Here is a 16,601-nt window from a genome sequence, read left to right on the forward strand (position 1 = left end):
AGGCCACCGCTGCATGACGAATCGTGATTTGGCGAAATTACCCCACAATCTATTGTCAGTCTATATGCCATAAATTGGCCTCGGGAATACCAACATGGTCGCCATACGGTTTATTCTAAGGTGGGAGTACATCGCAGGCTTAACGCTGTAGGCATACGCAGAAGGCGTCATTTCCCGCCCTTCACCTGTAATAAAAATTTTTTCAGGACTCCGAAGCGACAGCGCTTGCGTTACTATGACAGACAAATAATGAGGTAATCACAGGTATCCCATGGAACAGTTAGACACATTTAGACAGGAAACACGCGACTGGCTTGAGGCAAATTGCCCAGAGGATATGCGTCAACCAATGCGATCCGATGAAGATCAGTGCTGGGGTGGCAGGAAATGGGTTTTTCAAAGCGAAGGCCAGAGGCTCTGGCTCGAGCGCATGGCGGCAAAAGGTTGGACAGCGCCACGTTGGCCAGCCGAGTATGGGGGCGGCGGCCTCTCGGGAGCCGAGGCCAAAGTTCTTGGCGAAGAAATGGCGCGTATTGGCGCTCGCCGACCATTGAGTAGTTTTGGGCTGGACATGCTGGGCCCAGCACTGCTGCTTTATGCAACAGAAGAGCAAAAGCAGGAATATATTCCGGACATTATTAACGGCAAGATTCGCTGGTGCCAGGGCTATAGCGAACCCAACGCCGGCTCTGACTTGGCGAGTCTGCGCACAAAAGCCGAGGACATGGGCGACCACTATCAGATCAATGGATCAAAAGTGTGGACATCGTACGCTGACAAAGCCGACTGGATTTTCTGCCTAGTGCGAACTGACTTTGACTGCCCCAAGCACGAAGGCATTAGTTTCCTACTTTTTGACATGACGAGTGAGGGAGTGAGCACTAAGCCGATCAAGCTTATCAGCGGCACCTCGCCATTTTGCGAAACGTTCTTTGACAACGTCCAAGTACCAAAAGGACAGCTCGTCGGCACCCTAAACAAGGGCTGGGAGATCGCGAAATACTTGCTGACGCATGAGCGCACCATGATCGGTGGGTTCGGCTTGGCTGGCGGTGGCATGAAAGGCATGGGCCAAATGGCCGCAGCGAAGCGCGGTAAGAAGGACGGTCGATTACGCGACGCGTCGTTGCGCGCCGAAGCGAGTTCTTTTGAAATTGACGAGATGGCGTTTGGCCTCACCATCGAGCGAATTACCGATGAAACCAAGGCGGGTCAGGGGACCGGCGCGTCATCCTCAATTCTCAAAATGTACGGCACCGAACTCAATAAGCTGCGCCAAGAGCTGTTCATGGCTATCGGCTCCACCGATGCACTGAACTTTGACACGGACAGTAAAGGCGCATTGGTAAGAAATTGGCTTCGAAGCAAAGCTAATTCAATTGAGGGCGGTACCACAGAGGTTCAGCTCAATATTATTGCCAAGCGCATTCTTGGCTTACCGGCATAAGGGGATAAACCGTGGTAATGATTTTGAGCGAGGAGCAACAGCTTCTCAAAGATTCGGCAAAACTGTTGCTCTCTGAGAACGCACCGATTTCAGCGTTACGTGCTATGCGCGATAGCGGCGAAGACCACATGCCGGAACTATGGTCAAAAATGAGCGAGGCTGGGTGGCCTGGTATTGTCATCCCCGACGCCTATTCGGGCCTCGAATTTGGTTATGTTGGTGCCGGTGTGGTTCTCGAGGAGATGGGCCGCACCTTGGCATTATCCCCGTTCTTGAGCTCAGCAGTCGTTGCAGCAAGTCTGATTAACCAACTCGGGTCTGAGCAACAAAAGGAAAAATACTTACCCGGCATTGCCTCTGGCGAGTTAACGGCTGTGTTGGCGGCAGATGAAACCGGGTTTTTCGATCTTGACGATATATCGACTTCGGCGACGTCTACCGACAACGGCTATACCTTATCGGGCAATAAGCGGGGCGTGATTGACGGGCACAATGCAGATTTACTGCTCGTTGTAACGAACGGCGAAGAGGGTATGAGTGTTTTCGCGATCGAAAAAGACACCGCGGGTGTCTCGTGCGAAACCCGACTCATTGTCGACAGCCAAAGAGCGGCCGATATCTCACTTGAGGCTGTCGCTGTAACAAAAGAGGCACTGCTTGGCTCATTGGGCGACGCCTCGAGCGCACTGGAGTTCACAATCGACGTAGCCGCAGCTTGCTCTGCGGCGGAGATGCTGGGCATTTCGATTGAAACCTTCGAGCGTACCGTGGGCTACCTAAAAGAGCGGGAACAATTCGGCAACAAAATTGGGACGTTTCAGGGGCTTCAGCATAGAGCTGCACAACTTTTTGCCGAGATTGAGGTCAGCAAGTCAGCGGTGCTTGCAGCCTTGCAGGCGCTCGATGAAAACAGTGAAAAACGTTCTGTACTGGCCAGCATGGCTAAGGCGAAATGCGCAAAGGTTGTGCGTAACGCGACAGAGGAAGGCGTTCAGATGCACGGTGGCATTGGTATGACTGATGAGTTCGACATTGGGTTCTTTATGAAGCGAGCAGCGGTCTGCCGGCAGGCCTATGGCGACTACCACTTCCACGCAAACCGCTTCGCAGAGCTCAGAGGCTACTGAGGTAACACCCGAGGTTTAAGACCCGCGCTGAGCGCGGGTTTTTTTTGTCTTTTTGACTTACCTCGTCGAAGTAAACAACGCTTGCTCTTCCTCATCCATCTCAGCGGGAATCGACTCGAATAGGGGTGTCGATAGGTAGCGCTCAGCGGTATCGGGTAGCATCGCCAAAATAGTCGAGCCCTCGGGTGCGCTCTCGGCAACCTCTATTGCGGTAAGTAGGGTGGACCCACCAGAAACACCGGTCAAAATCCCCTCATTGGCCGCCAAATGCTGCGCCATAGCCATCCCTTTCATACCATCGACGGGCCTAACCTCGTCGAAGAACGAATGATCGATCCCTTCTTGGAGCACCTTTGGAATAAAATCAGGCGTCCATCCTTGAATCACATGCGGCTCCCACGCAGGGTGACTTCCTGCGGGAGAATCATCGTCGTTGCGAACCTGTGGGATACCTGACCCGATAAGGGTCGCATTATTGGGCTCAGATAAAACAATCTTGCAGTCGGGTCTCTCGGCTCTCAGCGCGCGGGCTACGCCGGTGACCGTGCCTCCGGTACCGTATCCCGTTACCCAATAATCGAGTGATGTGTTTTCAAAATCGGTCAGAATTTCACGCGCTGTTGTTGACTCGTGAATATCGGCGTTGGCCGCGTTTTCAAATTGTTGCGCAAAAAACCATCCGTTTTCCTGAGCGAGTTTCTTTGCTGTGTTGTACATGCCGATGCCGCGCTCTTCTTTAGGCGTCAACACAACTTTGGCACCCAGAAAACGCATAAGTCTTCGGCGCTCTACCGAAAAACTCTCCGCCATGGTGATGACTAGCGGATAGCCTTTTGCCGCGCATACCATCGCAAGTCCAATACCTGTATTACCCGACGTAGCCTCAACCACAGTTTGGCCAGGCTTTAATGTGCCATCTCGCTCAGCCGCCTCGATAATATTCAGTGCGAGCCGGTCTTTTACAGAAGCCAGTGGGTTGAATGACTCCACTTTCACATAAAGGCTGACATGAGAGGGCCCTGTGCGACTCAGCCGTACGCAAGGCGTGTCGCCCACCGTCTCGACAATACTGTTGTAAAGCGTGCCCCGTCCGTTGGTCGAGTAAATAGTCATAAGAAAGCTCCCGTTGTTACGGCTTACGCATAACGGTAATACCGCCATCACGCATCGCCAATTGTCTTTGCTTCACCGTACCCTCAACGTTGCCACGCTCAATGCAGCAACACAACGCTGAGACTCAAGCCCTTCGTTTACTCCGCACCGATCCATACCCCCCTGGGGTATTTGACACATCATACCCCAGGGGGGTATCTTCTGCCCTTCGTGGAGGAGAGTGATGAAAAAAGAAACGAGAGAAAACGTCGACCGGAGACTGGCCCGTATTGAAGGTCAGGTTAAGGCGCTACGCAGGATGGTAGGCGAAGACCGATATTGCATTGATGTTGCCCGACAGGTTCAGGCCGCGCGTGCCGCGTTATCCAGCCTCGAGTCGATAATCTTGGATGACCATATCGCCACGTGTGTTCAGCATGCACTGGAGGGAGATAATCTGAGCGAGCGCGAAGCCAAGATCGATGAGCTCATCAATGTGATGAGAGGAAAAAAGTGAGACCTTTTTTTGAGTGGGTGGTGATAATGCTGCTCGCTCTCTCAATGAGCACCCCGGCTTTCGCACGCCCAGTTTCCTATGCCGGAGGTTGGACGCTTATAGAAACCTCAAATCGCGCCTCGAGTGCGGCACTGCTTCATTACACGCCCGCCTACAACTATTCCGTCGGTGCGCGTTACGAGTGGATGCGAGGCACCGATATCCGGATGCAAGTAATTCAGCCCACTTACCTTGCAAAACGTTGGTTTGGAAAAGATTACCAAGCCAATCTCTATCTCACCGGTGGCATTGGCCGCGCCGAGCGAACACGCGGCCAGAGCTCGATAACAGAAACAGCGAGTTTCGCAGGGGTCATGGCTGACTGGGAGACACGCTCTCTATTCGCAAGCTATGAAATGCGTGCGGCTGATCTGGGACGACTAGGAAATCAAACCATGCATGCAGCTCGTGTTGGGTGGGCACCTTATGAGGGAGACACAGGCGACCTGCACACTTGGCTCATGGTCGAAATCGATCGACGAGAACATCTCGAGGAAACCACTACCGTTACGCCACTCATTCGTTTTTTCAAAGGTCCGGCTTTGTTAGAGCTTGGTTATAACCTCAACAATTCAAAGCCCCTTTTGAATTTCACTTACCGCTTTTAGAGGAGCGCTTCTATGAACACGGCATTTTTTAAAACTTTGACCCTGGCAGCTGCACTGGCCTCACCGATGACGACACTCGCTGACCACAGCAACGAGGGACCGGATCATCACGCTATGTCTGGCATGCAGCACGATGATCACGACCACGGACATGCCCACACGCATGAGCATCAGGATAGCGCCCAGGAGGGACACGATCATGGTGCGATGAAGGTGGCAGCAACCATTACCCAAACTGACGAGGTCACCGCAGCACTTGCCGCTGGTGGCGCACCCGTTGTTGTCGATGTACTTGGTGTTGTTTGTGACTTTTGCGCCACGGCCATGAATAAAACCTTTGGTAAGCGCGATGAGGTCGCGGCCGTCTACGTCGACTTGGACAAGAAAACCCTGAGTCTGGTTATCGGTGAGGGCGCGGCGTTATCGGATAAGCAAATTGAAAAGCTTGCAAAGAAAGCGGGCTATCGAATTGCGGCCATCCGACGCAATAGCGAGGCGCTTGGCGGATGAATCCGATCGATCGCAGATCCCTCATTGGCCCGACCCTGTCCTTATTTGCAAGCACATCGACGCTCGTTTGCTGCGCGCTTCCCGCTCTGCTGATTACCATTGGGGCGGGCGCCGTAATGGCGGGCCTCACCGCAGCGGTTCCAGGGGTCATGTGGCTGTCAGCAAATAAAGGCCCTCTTTTTATTGCGTCAGGGGTGCTGCTGAGCGCCTCTGCCTTTATGCAGTGGCGAGCGAGAAACGCCCCCTGCCCTGCGGACCCTGAGCAGGCAGCAGCATGCAACGCGCTTCGAGCCCTCAGCCGCCGGATACTTATCGGCTCCTCCAGCCTGTATGCCACGGGAGTCTTCTTTGCCTATCTCTGGCCCGTTATCTACCTTTAATCACACACCGTAACCCCTCAAACGTCAGGGTCTGCGAATGCTCATGCCTAAGGCGCCTAGTCTCAAGTAACGACTCTCAGAAATGGTGCAGCTCGGGCGCGAGTGGGTTTAAGAAAATATCAGTCTGAGGATCGATATCAGCGTGGGAAATTCCCTGCAAACGCTTGGACTCGGCTTTGCGCGCCTCAGCAAAAAACGCAATAAAGACCGCAGGAAAGAGTAGATAAGCCGGAAAGCAAAAAACTCAGCGAAACCTAAGCTTTTGACTTAGCCCGCCCTGGAATCAAAGCATAAAGCACAATACCGGCAATTGCGGTCAATAAAGCGAGCAGAGAGAACAGCTTGAGTAGCCAGGTGCCAATATCATCACGATCGTCGTAATCCATGATGTGGAGCATCCAGAGAAAATCCCAGGCTCGCCATGCGGTATTTCTGATCGCCACAATATCGCCAGATCGGGGGTCAACATAAACTCTCAACGAAGGCTCATCGACATCATAAGCGCGCCACAAGGGTAGCTGCCGGCCCCGATACTCCGCTGCTTCCGATGCTGTGGTTACCCATTCGGTGACATCTGCGGCAATATCGGTCTTATCCCAGACCATTGATATTGCTTCTTGTGAGGTGAGCGGCTCTACCGGCAAACCCTTTGGTGTAAGCCAGTTAGTCGTTCCTGTTTTACCATCAACAACCCCGACTATTAGCTCGCCTTTAAGTCTCGGCTTGACCGTTAATTGCGAAGTCGCCTTGGTGGGGAAATCGAATTGAGATAAATCGATCGCTTGAGTCGGCAGCGCAAGACGATGTGGCTCGCCACGAACCTCCTTGATATCAATAAAGGCGAAATAAACGCCGCTGACAGTCCAAAGCAACAGCTGCACCGCCGTAATAATGGCCAGCCGCCGGTGCCAAACCCGAAGACGACGCTGCCATGCAAGAGAATTGGACTTGAGGTTCATGTTTGAATTGGGCATCAAATAAAAGGAAGGGAGCTCGAAGCTCCCTATAATACCGCTGACACTCTATTAGTCTTGAAAAGCTGTTGAAGTGTCAGACTTGTAGAGCGATTGTTTGGGCTTCTCAAACACACGCTGAATCATAGGCTCAAAGAAAGACAGTGGGTAAGCCTCTGCTTCGGGGTCAAAAGCCGGCGCATCGTACTTTTCGATGAACTCGAGCGTCTGCTCGTACATCGGGTGATCCTTGTAGGTCTCACGCATATTCTTGTCGAGGCCAAGGTACTCAAAGAAGTAATAGCCCTGGAAAATTGCGTGATGTTTAACCATCCAATGGTTCGCTTCACTCACGTAGGGCTGGAGCAACACGGCCGCAATATCGGCGTGATTTGCTGGGCCCAGAGTATCGCCAATATCATGCAATAAAGCGCAGACAACATACTCCTCGTCTTTACCATCTTTATGAGCCAATGTAGCTGTCTGCAAGCAGTGTGTCAGACGATCCACAGGAAACCCACCGCAGTCACCCTCGAGCAGTAATAAATGATCGATGATCCGTTGGTACAGAGTTTTCGAAAACTCCTGCACTTCGGCACCAATGATCATCCAATCGTCTGCAGTGCCATCTTTCATGTGGTAGAACTTTGCGCGTTCAGGTACCGCTGTATTCATTTTTTTTCTCCGCTTCGTCAGTGTCGCGTTGAAAGACTTCAAATCGTATGTATTGGTGATAGATTAGCGCGCATTGTCGCGTTTCGCACCATTCTTGCGAAAACGATCTCAATTAATGATTACCTCAAGGCGAACACTTCATGTCTTTCTTGCCGAAGCAACTCTTTAAGATCACAACCCTAGTTCTCATTTTCATTGCAGGTCTCGCTGGATGCTCTAGCGAGCAGGCAGCTGAGCAAGATGTACCTATGTCACTGACTGAGTGGCTAGATGCAGAGTACGAAGAGCAGCTGATGCGCTCGCCCATGAACCTTACTTATCTCGGTCGCAGTGAACGTAAAGACGAGTTGGACGAATTCACCCTCGCGTCCTACAAAGAAGACCTCGCGTGGCAGGAAGCATCCGTAACCGAAATGGAGAGCCGATTTGACCGAGCCGACCTCACAGAATCCGAACAGTTGTCCTACGATCTCTGGAAGTACAGCTATGAACAATCAGCCGCGAGCGAGGCTTACTTTTACAACGGCCTCGTTTTCGACCAAATGAACGGCCTGCACTCGTTCGTACCCACTTTCTTCATCAACTTCCACACCGTGGAGAGCGTCTCGGATTTCGAAGCACTGGTGGCGCGCTTGAATCTCGTCAAGCCACGGATGATGGATGCCTTGGATATCGCTCGAGAATCATCAGAGCGTGGTGTGGTGGTTCCCTACTTTGCCATGGAAGGTGTTGCCGACCAGTCACGAAAAATCATTTCAGGCCAGCCTTTTGATGCTGAAGCGGACACCGACAGTGCAATTTGGGCAGACGTCCAAAGAAAAATAGCTGGGCTACTGGAGAGTGATTTACTCACCGAAGAAGAAGCCAGTGCACTGCAAACGGAAGCACGAGACGCCCTCCTCTCATCGTTTGGTCCGGCTTATGAAGCCATCATCGCCTGGACGGAAGAGGAGCGCCTCTCATCGCCTGAAGTTGCGACGGGAATCGGAGCGCAAGAGGGTGGCGATGAGTATTACGCGCACCTACTCGCGCAGCAGACAACGACCGATTTGAGTGCTGATGAGATCCACATTATCGGCCTAAACGAGGTCGCGCGTTTGCGAAACGAGATGCTTGGTATCATGGACCAAGTCGAGTTCGAGGGAGACCTCCAAGCGTTCTTTGAAGAGGTACGAACCGGCGAGTGGAATTACTACCCTGATACCGACGAGGGACGTCAGGCTTATATCGACGACGCAACGGCGGCTATCGATAATCTAAAAGCCTTGCTCCCGGAGTACTTTGGACTTCTGCCAAAAGCTGACCTCATCGTGAAGCGGGTAGAAGCCTTCCGCGAGCGCGACGGTGCGGCGCAGCACTACTATGCGGGAACACCCGATGGATCGCGCCCCGGTATCTACTACGCGCACCTCTCAGATATGACCGCCATGCCAAAAAACCAGCTGGAAGTAATTGCTTACCACGAGGGTTTACCCGGTCACCATATGCAGATTTCAATCGCACAAGAACTCGAGGGCGTACCGCAATTTCAAACGCAGCTCGGTTTTACTGCCTACGCTGAGGGCTGGGGCTTGTACTCCGAGAAACTAGCGAGTGAAATGCCCGGCACTTACGCTGATGCCTACCAACAGTTTGGACGCTTGAGCAGTGAAATCTGGCGCGCAATTCGTCTGGTGGTTGATACCGGCCTGCACTCAAAGGGCTGGACCGAGGAAGAAGCGATCGACTACTTCATGGCCAACTCACCAGAGCCTTACGAGAGCGTGCGTTCGGAAGTGCGTCGCTATATTGTCATGCCCGGGCAAGCGACTTCTTACAAGATTGGCATGATCAAGATTTTAGAGCTACGAGCAACCGCCATAGAAGCGTTAGGCGACGACTTCGACATTCGAAGCTTCCACGACACAATTCTGGGTGCGGGGTCCCTGCCACTCCACCTGTTAGAGCGACGGGTCATGCAGTGGATTGAAACCGTTAAAGCAAGCTGAATATAGCGTGCCTTAAGATCTGGTCTCAGGCAGCCGCCTGGGTCCGGATCATCTGCGATCCCTCGAGCGCCTCGAGTGCTGCCCGATATTTCGCAGGCGGAATGAAGCCGAGCTCTTCCCTCACCTTATCGAGCGGTTCATGGAGACGATCCTCCCAACAGGTGAATAGCATCCAGTCAGCTGCCTCACCAATTTGTCGACCTTCACCGATCAACTCTTTCAGGTTCAGCTCGGGCTGCTCTTTTTGGCCTTTTGTACGGCCCATGAAAATGATGAAGTCGATGCCGCGAGAGGGAACCTGGGATGTCATGAATGACAGTAGACACAACTCGCCCAAGGTATCTCGTCCGTAACCCGTCATCACATGCTGCAAATCATGGATATCCCGAAGTCGATCACCCAGCCAGCGCAGATTCTGCCCAATCTTCTCGAATCGAGGCGCCTCATGGCTGGATGCAATCAGGCCGTCCGCGGACAAGCCCTCAGCATGGACAAAGTCGTAATAGGCCCGTCCGATACTGCCCTCAGGAAGCGACGCGAGCATGTCTCGATCGTTCAAGACTTTGACAATGTTGGGCTGCTCTTCGAGCAGTCGTTGGCCACGCTCATCGCTGCTCATACGGCTCAGAGCTCTGCTCAGCGAGTCACCTCGAAGGGCCTCGAGCACCTTAAATACCTGGCTCGTATCGTCGGGGTCACGCAATAGCCGAGAAATCGCGAGCCCAGCCTGTATCGGCTTAATGCGATTTTGCTCATACCACTGTCTTAACGAATTCAGCATAGCGTGCCTCCAAATAGGCGAATGTTAACCTTATGCTAACAAAACCTAATCACTACTCCCTAGTGCAAAATCGGCCATTGTTTCCTTAGCAATGCGCTGAAGATACGCAACGTCCATTGCGCTGATCCTTCCGAAATAATCGTAGTCCAGCGTACTCGTAGGCTCACCCTACAGCGTTAAAAAGGTGACATAGGCCCCAAGCATGGTTCCGAGCAGGTTGGGGTGTGTCCCGTCAAAATCCATATGCAGGGAAAAATTGGGTCGTTCTTCGTAATATCGAGCAAAAGCCAAGCCCATCAAAGAATTAAAAAACCAATGGCACTGCAAGCGTAGCCAGCAGTGTAAGCACCACGAGCGCTACAAGGTTCATGACGAATCCGGCACGCACCATTTCCGGGATAGTTAAAACGCCCGAGGAGAAAACAATGGCATTCGGTGGCGTGGCGACAGGCAACATGAAGGCGCAGCTAGCCGCTAATGTCACCGGCACGCAGAGAATCAGTGGCTCTATCCCAGACTGCGCGGCGATAGCAGCAATGACGGGTAAAAACGTCGCTGTTGTTGCCAAGTTACTGGTGAGTTCGGTAAGGAAAACGACCAAACCTGCAGCCGCCACGATGAGAGTCAACGTGCCCAAATTGGCCACAGGTAGTAAAGATTCACCGAGCCATACTGCCAGCCCAGAGCTGGACACCTGCGCAGCAAGTGCTAATCCACCTCCGAAGAGAATCAAGACACCCCAGGGTAAGCGCGAGACGTCCTCCCATTCCATTAAGCGAGTTGCATATCCTTTCTTTGACGGTACGACGAATAACAAAAGTGCGGCTGCCATAACAATGCCTGCGTCACTTAGACCCTCAAATCCTGACACATCATTGAGCCACTTCCTCGACATCCAGAGCAAAACGACACTGAGGAAAAGAAGCCCAACCCGTCGCTCAGGGCTTGTCATCGCTCCCATCTCTCGACGCATACCTGAGATGACATGGGCTGCCTCAGGACTGGCTGGTACGTCGACACGAAAGGCGACTCGCGTTAGGACAACCCAGCCGAGCGGGAGCAGCACGAGCGCTAAAGGCAACCCGATGAGCATCCAGTCGAAAAAGGCGATCTGGAGGCCATAGGTTTCGTCAATAAAACCAGCCAGCATTACATTGGGTGGCGTCCCAATGATGGTCGACATACCCCCGATGGTGGTTGCGTATGCGAGCGCCAATAACAGCGCTACCTGAAATCGTCGTTTTTCTTCAACACTGACGCCGACCGCTTTTTCAGCCACCATAGCCGCCACGGACGCGGCAATGGGAAGCAGCATCATCGCCGTTGACGTATTAGTCATCCACATCGAGAGCAAGGCAGCAGCGACCATGAAGCCAAGAATCAGCTTCCGTCCGTCCGTCCCACTTTTCGACAAGACACTTAATGCTATTCTGCGGTGCAAGGACCACTTTTCAACCGCTAGCGCCAGTACGAATGCGCCCATAAATAAGAAAATAGTCGGATGAGCGTAGCTCTGAGCCACTGCTTTCACCGGCATAACCTGTAATAGCGGGAAGCTCACCAACGGGATAAACGCCGTTGCCGCGACGGGAATTGCCTCGGTCGACCACCAAGTCGCCATCCAAAAGCCCACGCCCGCGACCAGCCAGGCCTCGCGTGACATCGTTTCTTGGAGACTGCTCGTCAGCAACATCAGAAAAAAAGCGAGCGGTCCGGCCCACAGACCAACCTGTTTTATTACGGAGCGTTCACGATCCGTTGTCACCACAGTTTCCTGATTTTAGGAAGAAATCTGATCACTGGTTTTTTACTCTGGTTTCAACTATCGCCTAAGAGAACTTACCGCTTCGGGATTCGACCAAAAGCCCCCCAAAAGGTCCGTGTGGGAAATAACATACAACGCTTCGTTATCGAGGATCACTCGCGTATCGCCATCCACCGAATTAGGTTCTAGCGTCACTTCTCCAACGGGCAAGACAGCCGCCGCATCGGGCTCGTTTTTGTTAGTGATTTCAAATAGCGCGATTCTCTCGATATGTTGGTATTCATCATCTCGAAGCCCACTCGCCACGTAGGGAACAGTGAGACGGTCGGTCTCATTCCCGGCAAGATAGGTAAATGCGTAGCGGTTGTATTGAGCAGGACTGTAACTCCAATCCATTTCTTCACCCAGTTCGACAAGCCCCTGAGATATCGGTGAAGTCACATCGCTAACATTGTAGAGCTCAAGCTTTGGGAAGAAGCGGTCGCTTGAGCCCAGACCAAGCAACAAATCATCGGACACCTCATGCAATAAATCAGAGAAACCAGGCACCTCTAGCTCGCCAACAATTGAAGGCTGGGAGGGGTCTGAGAGGTCGATGACGTATAGGGGGTCGATTCGCTCAAACGTGACCATATACGCGCGATTGCCCATGAATCGAACCCCGTAGAGGTCTTCATTGGGCTTTCCAATGCGCGCTTGGGGGTCATCACCCAACACCCCGAGAACATCGAGCTCGGGGGCTGTGTCACTTGGAGACAGGGTGAATAAGCGATGGGTAAAGGCATCTTCAGGGTCACCTGTCCACTCAGTGGTTACCAGCCGCAAAACACCACCGGACTCACTGATACGAAAATCTGCATTACCGCCGCTGTATAGGTCGCCGTCGATCAATTCGGATCCTAAGTAGTCGAAGCTATCGCGGGCCATAAGATGAACCAGGGTTCCTCGCTGTTCTAAGTCCCAGCGCACGTGGGTCAAGGCAATGAAACTGCTTCCCATGTAAATCCCTGACACCGGCTCAAACGTACACGCGGCGCGCAAAACCTCACCCGTCTCAGCGGAAATGGCGAGAAAAGTTGTCAGCGTTGAGTCGCTGGGTACAGGCTCAGCCAATGGATGTTCAGGGTCAACCCGATAGCAGCTGTCGAGCGTTAAGGGCTCGATAATCTCGCCATCGATACGCACCTCAGGGAGAATATCGCTCTCCGAAGTTTCAGCGAGCAGGGCCTCGTTATTGGCAACCTCCTCCTCGGTCTGCGGATAGCTCACTAAGCCTTCGATGTTGGGGGCATGGCGCGAGACAACAAATATCTCATCACCCGCACGACGAGACGCAATCAAGGCGCCTTCAACGGTCATTGTGTTGGTCAGTACAGGGTTCTCAACATCTGTCAGGTCATAATTTAGCAGTGATACCTGCTCGTCCAGCCAGCCATCAGACGTGGTGAATTGCTCACCAAACGCACCCCACCAAGCTGTCGATAACAACACCTGAAGTCGCGACTCCGATAGGTACATGCCTTCGGCAGTCTGGCCCTCCTGGAGAGCGATAATACCCGCAGCAGTTGCCGAACCGGAACCGGGATCTGTTTGGTAAAGCGCTATCTCAGACTCTCCCTGACCTTCTTGGGGCGGTGGTAGCGCATCGGAGGCAATTCGAGGCTCCACAACAAAGCAGCAACCACTGCGGCTCGGCGCTACGGCGAGCGTTGAGCCGTTATATTTGACGATATCGTATTCATCGACATCAGCCTCTAAGGTGTAAGTCGTTGAGAAGCCGCTGCCTCCAGCCGATGTGTCAGCAACCGGTGCAGCCTCGAAAACCGGTCCACCCGTAGCGCTTCGAGTCATCCCAATGCGGGTCAGTTTTGCCGTGTAATCGGCTAGACCTGCGCCCTCGGTTGCACCGTCAGTCTCGCTGTTGACCCACAGTCCAGTAGGGTCGGGTGGTGGTGGCGGCGCAACAACGACAGGTGGTGGTGTACTGCTGGGTCCACCGCCTCCGCCGCCACAGGCTGTGGCTAAAGGCAAGACCAACAAACCCATCAATAACCTAGAGATCCGCACTTTAAATTTCTCCAATATTTCTTAATGGCTTAGCCATCAGGTCGAGCGCCAGGATCAGCTCGCCACTCACAAAAACGAAACTACCCACGCTTAAAGAGCCGTCGAACCAAACCACTCAAAAAAGGCCGCCACAGACTCAACCACCTCTGGCGCAACAAAAAAGCATATTGCAGCGATACTTGCAGATAAAATAGCGTAGGGAAGCTGGGTAATTGCATGTTGATAGGTATCACAGCCTGCGCCTTGTGCCGACAACACCGTCGAGTCTGAATAAAAGCAAGCGTGACTTCCGAAGCCACTGGCGGATAGCAATGCACCGATCACCAGCGGGATACTTACACCGTATGCCTCAGCCAACGGGAAAGCGACGGGCATGGCAATCGCGATGACACCCCAGTTCGATCCTGTTGCAAAAGAGACAGCAGACATGGTGATGAAAATGATCACGGGCAGCCATGTTGCCGTCATGAAAGGCTTCACCGCTTGAATCACAAAATCGGTAAGTCCAATCCGATCGTTTGCTTCTACGAACACAAAAAGCGCAAGTAACATTGCCAACACCGGCACCATAATTTTGATGCCGTTAGTGCAGGTATCGAAAAGCTCAGACAGCGGCATGATTCTTAATGACGCGTAATAGACAACGGTCACGATGATTCCAGCGATCACACCGCGCAGCAGATCTACATCGTAAGACAACGAAAATACAGGAACGATAGTGAAGTAGAGGAGCGCTGCAATGGGAATAAAGAAAGTTCCCGCTCCTCCTGACCCAAATTCCATTTCATTTGAAGGATCTTCGGAGATACCCAACTCGCCAGTTTCCTCGGCAAGCGCTTCCGCTTTGGCCATAGCACCAAGACGAGGAATGACACCGATTACCACTAACGGCACTACAAGCACGGCGATGATGGGGTAAAACATATAGGGAATAGACTCGATGAACAAATTCAATCCCTGCCCATCGGCAGCGACTGCATTTTTCTCCAAAAGGCCCGCAAAGTAGGCGCCCCAACTCGATATGGGTATCAAGAGACACAGAGGTGCCGCGGTTGAATCAACCACGTACGCGAGCATAGCGCGAGAGGTCTTGAAACGGTCGGTCACCGCTTTCATGGTCGCACCCACTGTAAGAGAGTTCAGGTAATCATCGAGAAAGATCACCAGACCTAGCACCCAAGTTGTCAGGAGGCCCTGCCGCTTATTTTGAAGTCGAGCGAGCAATAACTGGCCAAAGGCCATTGAGCCACCGCTTCGAACAAGAAGCGCAATGAAAACGCCATAAAGTGCGCAAACCAAAATAATCCAAGCGATGTCTTCATCTCGGAGCACGGATAGGGAGACTTCAGCAAGGGTCTGTACAAAACCCACACCATCCATAATGAGAAAGGCAAAAATAGCGCCAGCAAGGACGGACTCGAGCGTACGCCGTGTTTTTATCGCCAACACGAGAACCAGCGCTGTTGGCAGCAAGCTGACAATTCCGTATTCCATTACCCCCAAAGCCTCACTCAGAAATTGATCCCGAATGAGTCTACATGGCACGAGCGTAAAAATTCACCTTAGCTTGAGTTTTTTGATGTGAACCTCCATCCTCGCGCGTCAGGTAACATCGACGCGCAGGTACACACCCTGAACACACCAAAAAACAGTCAAACCCGCATCGCCGTTATAGGCGGTGGCTCCTGGGGTACAACGCTTGCGTCATTGATCAGCCGGAATGCGAACGTAACGCTTTGGGCGCGTGATGAGGCTGTTGTTGACGAGATAAATGGTGCGCATACACATCAGCGGTACTTAAAAGACCTAGAACTCAATCCGCTCCTTGTTGCTACCACGGACCTCAGTGAGGCATTGACCGATTCTCATGCCGTGCTTGTTGCCATACCCTCGCATACGTTCAGAGGGGTCTTTGAGCGCGTTGCGCCGCTAGTGCCCGCAAATATACCTCTCGTTAGCATGACCAAGGGGCTTGAGGCGAGCACCCAAAAGCGCATGACCGAGGTCATCAAGGAATACTGTCCTCATCACCCCATTGGCGTCATCACAGGACCCAACCTCGCAAAAGAGATCCTCGAGGGTAAAGCGGCCGCGAGTGTGTTGGCGCTAGACGACCCCTCTGCTCAATGGTTGCAGCCGTTATTGAACGTTGGACTTTTTCGGACCTACCACAACAGTGACGTCATTGGCTGTGAACTCGGGGGAATTCTCAAAAACATCATTGCCATTGCGGTGGGACTCGGAGACGGTCTTGGCGCTGGCGATAACACGCGAGCGGCATTAATCACCCGAGGCTTGGCTGAGGTTACTCGATTAGGTACCGCGATGGGCGGGCGGCCAGAAACCTTTGCAGGTCTCGCAGGAATGGGCGATATGATCGCTACCTGTAACAGCCCGCAGAGCCGAAATCGCCACGTTGGTTTAGAATTGGCAAAAGGGAAGTCGGTCGAAGATATTACCAGTGCTATGAACATGGTGGCGGAGGGTGTGAAAAGTGCACCGACTGTTGTGTCACTTGCTAAAAAGCTCGATGTCGAAGTGCCGATTTGTGCTGAGATTCATCGAATCCTCGAGGGTCAGGCTGATGCAACTCGCGTCTATCGCGGCCTGCTTCGTGTCGTTGCTGGCGCTGAGTCTGCGCCCGGCTAAGGA

Annotated in this window: 15 protein-coding genes; 8 read left to right on the top strand and 7 right to left on the bottom strand. The window is 52.8% G+C overall.

Annotated features, from left to right (window positions below; genetic code table 11):
* The first annotated feature begins 271 nt into the window (after positions 1 to 271).
* Together E0F26_RS01915 and E0F26_RS01920 are read left to right on the top strand one after the other, a co-directional pair.
* Positions 272 to 1,447 (top strand): acyl-CoA dehydrogenase family protein, encoded by a 1,176-nt coding sequence (locus tag E0F26_RS01915; protein WP_279242360.1) that lies wholly within the window; start codon positions 272 to 274, stop codon positions 1,445 to 1,447.
* A 17-nt stretch (positions 1,448 to 1,464) separates the two neighbouring features.
* Positions 1,465 to 2,574, top strand: coding sequence for an acyl-CoA dehydrogenase family protein (locus E0F26_RS01920; protein ID WP_279243243.1), 1,110 nt, complete (start codon positions 1,465 to 1,467; stop codon positions 2,572 to 2,574).
* A gap of 57 nt (positions 2,575 to 2,631) precedes the next feature.
* On the opposite strand, the gene E0F26_RS01925 is transcribed toward E0F26_RS01920, so the two are convergent.
* Complete coding sequence (locus E0F26_RS01925; protein WP_279242361.1) at positions 2,632 to 3,687, bottom strand: PLP-dependent cysteine synthase family protein; 1,056 nt, start codon at positions 3,685 to 3,687, stop codon at positions 2,632 to 2,634.
* 223 nt (positions 3,688 to 3,910) lie between these two features.
* Between E0F26_RS01925 and E0F26_RS01930 the strand changes: the two genes are divergently transcribed.
* The 4 genes from E0F26_RS01930 to E0F26_RS01945 are packed head-to-tail and all read left to right on the top strand — an operon-like array spanning position 3,911 to position 5,720.
* On the top strand, positions 3,911 to 4,183 hold the full coding sequence (locus E0F26_RS01930; RefSeq protein ID WP_279242362.1) for a metal-sensitive transcriptional regulator: 273 nt from the start codon (positions 3,911 to 3,913) through the stop codon (positions 4,181 to 4,183).
* Positions 4,184 to 4,209: 26 nt separating this feature from the next.
* Complete coding sequence (locus E0F26_RS01935; RefSeq protein ID WP_279242363.1) at positions 4,210 to 4,830, top strand: hypothetical protein; 621 nt, start codon at positions 4,210 to 4,212, stop codon at positions 4,828 to 4,830.
* A 12-nt stretch (positions 4,831 to 4,842) separates the two neighbouring features.
* Entirely contained in the window at positions 4,843 to 5,340 is a 498-nt protein-coding gene (locus E0F26_RS01940) for a heavy-metal-associated domain-containing protein (protein ID WP_279242364.1), read from the top strand.
* Positions 5,337 to 5,720 (top strand): hypothetical protein, encoded by a 384-nt coding sequence (locus E0F26_RS01945; protein WP_279242365.1) that lies wholly within the window; start codon positions 5,337 to 5,339, stop codon positions 5,718 to 5,720. The genes E0F26_RS01940 and E0F26_RS01945 overlap by 4 nt, the downstream gene beginning before the upstream one ends.
* Before the next feature lie 254 nt (positions 5,721 to 5,974).
* Here E0F26_RS01945 and E0F26_RS01950 read toward each other — a convergent pair whose 3' ends face one another.
* Positions 5,975 to 6,679, bottom strand: coding sequence for a PepSY domain-containing protein (locus E0F26_RS01950; protein ID WP_279242366.1), 705 nt, complete (start codon positions 6,677 to 6,679; stop codon positions 5,975 to 5,977).
* Between the two features lie 66 nt (positions 6,680 to 6,745).
* Entirely contained in the window at positions 6,746 to 7,348 is a 603-nt protein-coding gene (locus tag E0F26_RS01955; protein ID WP_279242367.1) for an HD domain-containing protein, read from the bottom strand.
* 140 nt (positions 7,349 to 7,488) lie between these two features.
* On the opposite strand from E0F26_RS01955, the gene E0F26_RS01960 reads away from it, so the two are divergent.
* Positions 7,489 to 9,336, top strand: coding sequence for a DUF885 domain-containing protein (locus E0F26_RS01960; protein ID WP_279242368.1), 1,848 nt, complete (start codon positions 7,489 to 7,491; stop codon positions 9,334 to 9,336).
* Positions 9,337 to 9,361: 25 nt separating this feature from the next.
* Here E0F26_RS01960 and E0F26_RS01965 read toward each other — a convergent pair whose 3' ends face one another.
* The 4 genes from E0F26_RS01965 to E0F26_RS01980 all read right to left on the bottom strand — a co-directional run bounded on the left by E0F26_RS01965 (position 9,362) and on the right by E0F26_RS01980 (position 15,443).
* Positions 9,362 to 10,117 (bottom strand): Coq4 family protein, encoded by a 756-nt coding sequence (locus tag E0F26_RS01965; RefSeq protein ID WP_279242369.1) that lies wholly within the window; start codon positions 10,115 to 10,117, stop codon positions 9,362 to 9,364.
* Between the two features lie 304 nt (positions 10,118 to 10,421).
* Positions 10,422 to 11,882, bottom strand: coding sequence for a DASS family sodium-coupled anion symporter (locus E0F26_RS01970; RefSeq protein ID WP_279242370.1), 1,461 nt, complete (start codon positions 11,880 to 11,882; stop codon positions 10,422 to 10,424).
* Positions 11,883 to 11,939: 57 nt separating this feature from the next.
* A complete protein-coding gene (locus E0F26_RS01975; RefSeq protein ID WP_279242371.1) occupies positions 11,940 to 13,949 on the bottom strand; it encodes a beta-propeller domain-containing protein in 2,010 nt (669 codons plus the stop codon).
* A 90-nt stretch (positions 13,950 to 14,039) separates the two neighbouring features.
* Positions 14,040 to 15,443 carry a Na+/H+ antiporter NhaC family protein gene (locus tag E0F26_RS01980; protein ID WP_279242372.1) on the bottom strand — a complete coding sequence of 468 codons (1,404 nt, stop codon included), beginning with the start codon at positions 15,441 to 15,443 and terminating at the stop codon, positions 14,040 to 14,042.
* Between the two features lie 87 nt (positions 15,444 to 15,530).
* Between E0F26_RS01980 and E0F26_RS01985 the strand changes: the two genes are divergently transcribed.
* The gene (locus E0F26_RS01985) at positions 15,531 to 16,598 is read left to right on the top strand and encodes an NAD(P)H-dependent glycerol-3-phosphate dehydrogenase (protein ID WP_279242373.1); all 1,068 of its coding nucleotides are present in this window, start codon (positions 15,531 to 15,533) and stop codon (positions 16,596 to 16,598) included.
* Positions 16,599 to 16,601 lie beyond the last annotated feature (3 nt).

Origin of the sequence: Candidatus Paraluminiphilus aquimaris, from assembly GCF_026230195.1 — a bacterium.
Taxonomy (GTDB): domain Bacteria; phylum Pseudomonadota; class Gammaproteobacteria; order Pseudomonadales; family Halieaceae; genus Luminiphilus; species Luminiphilus aquimaris.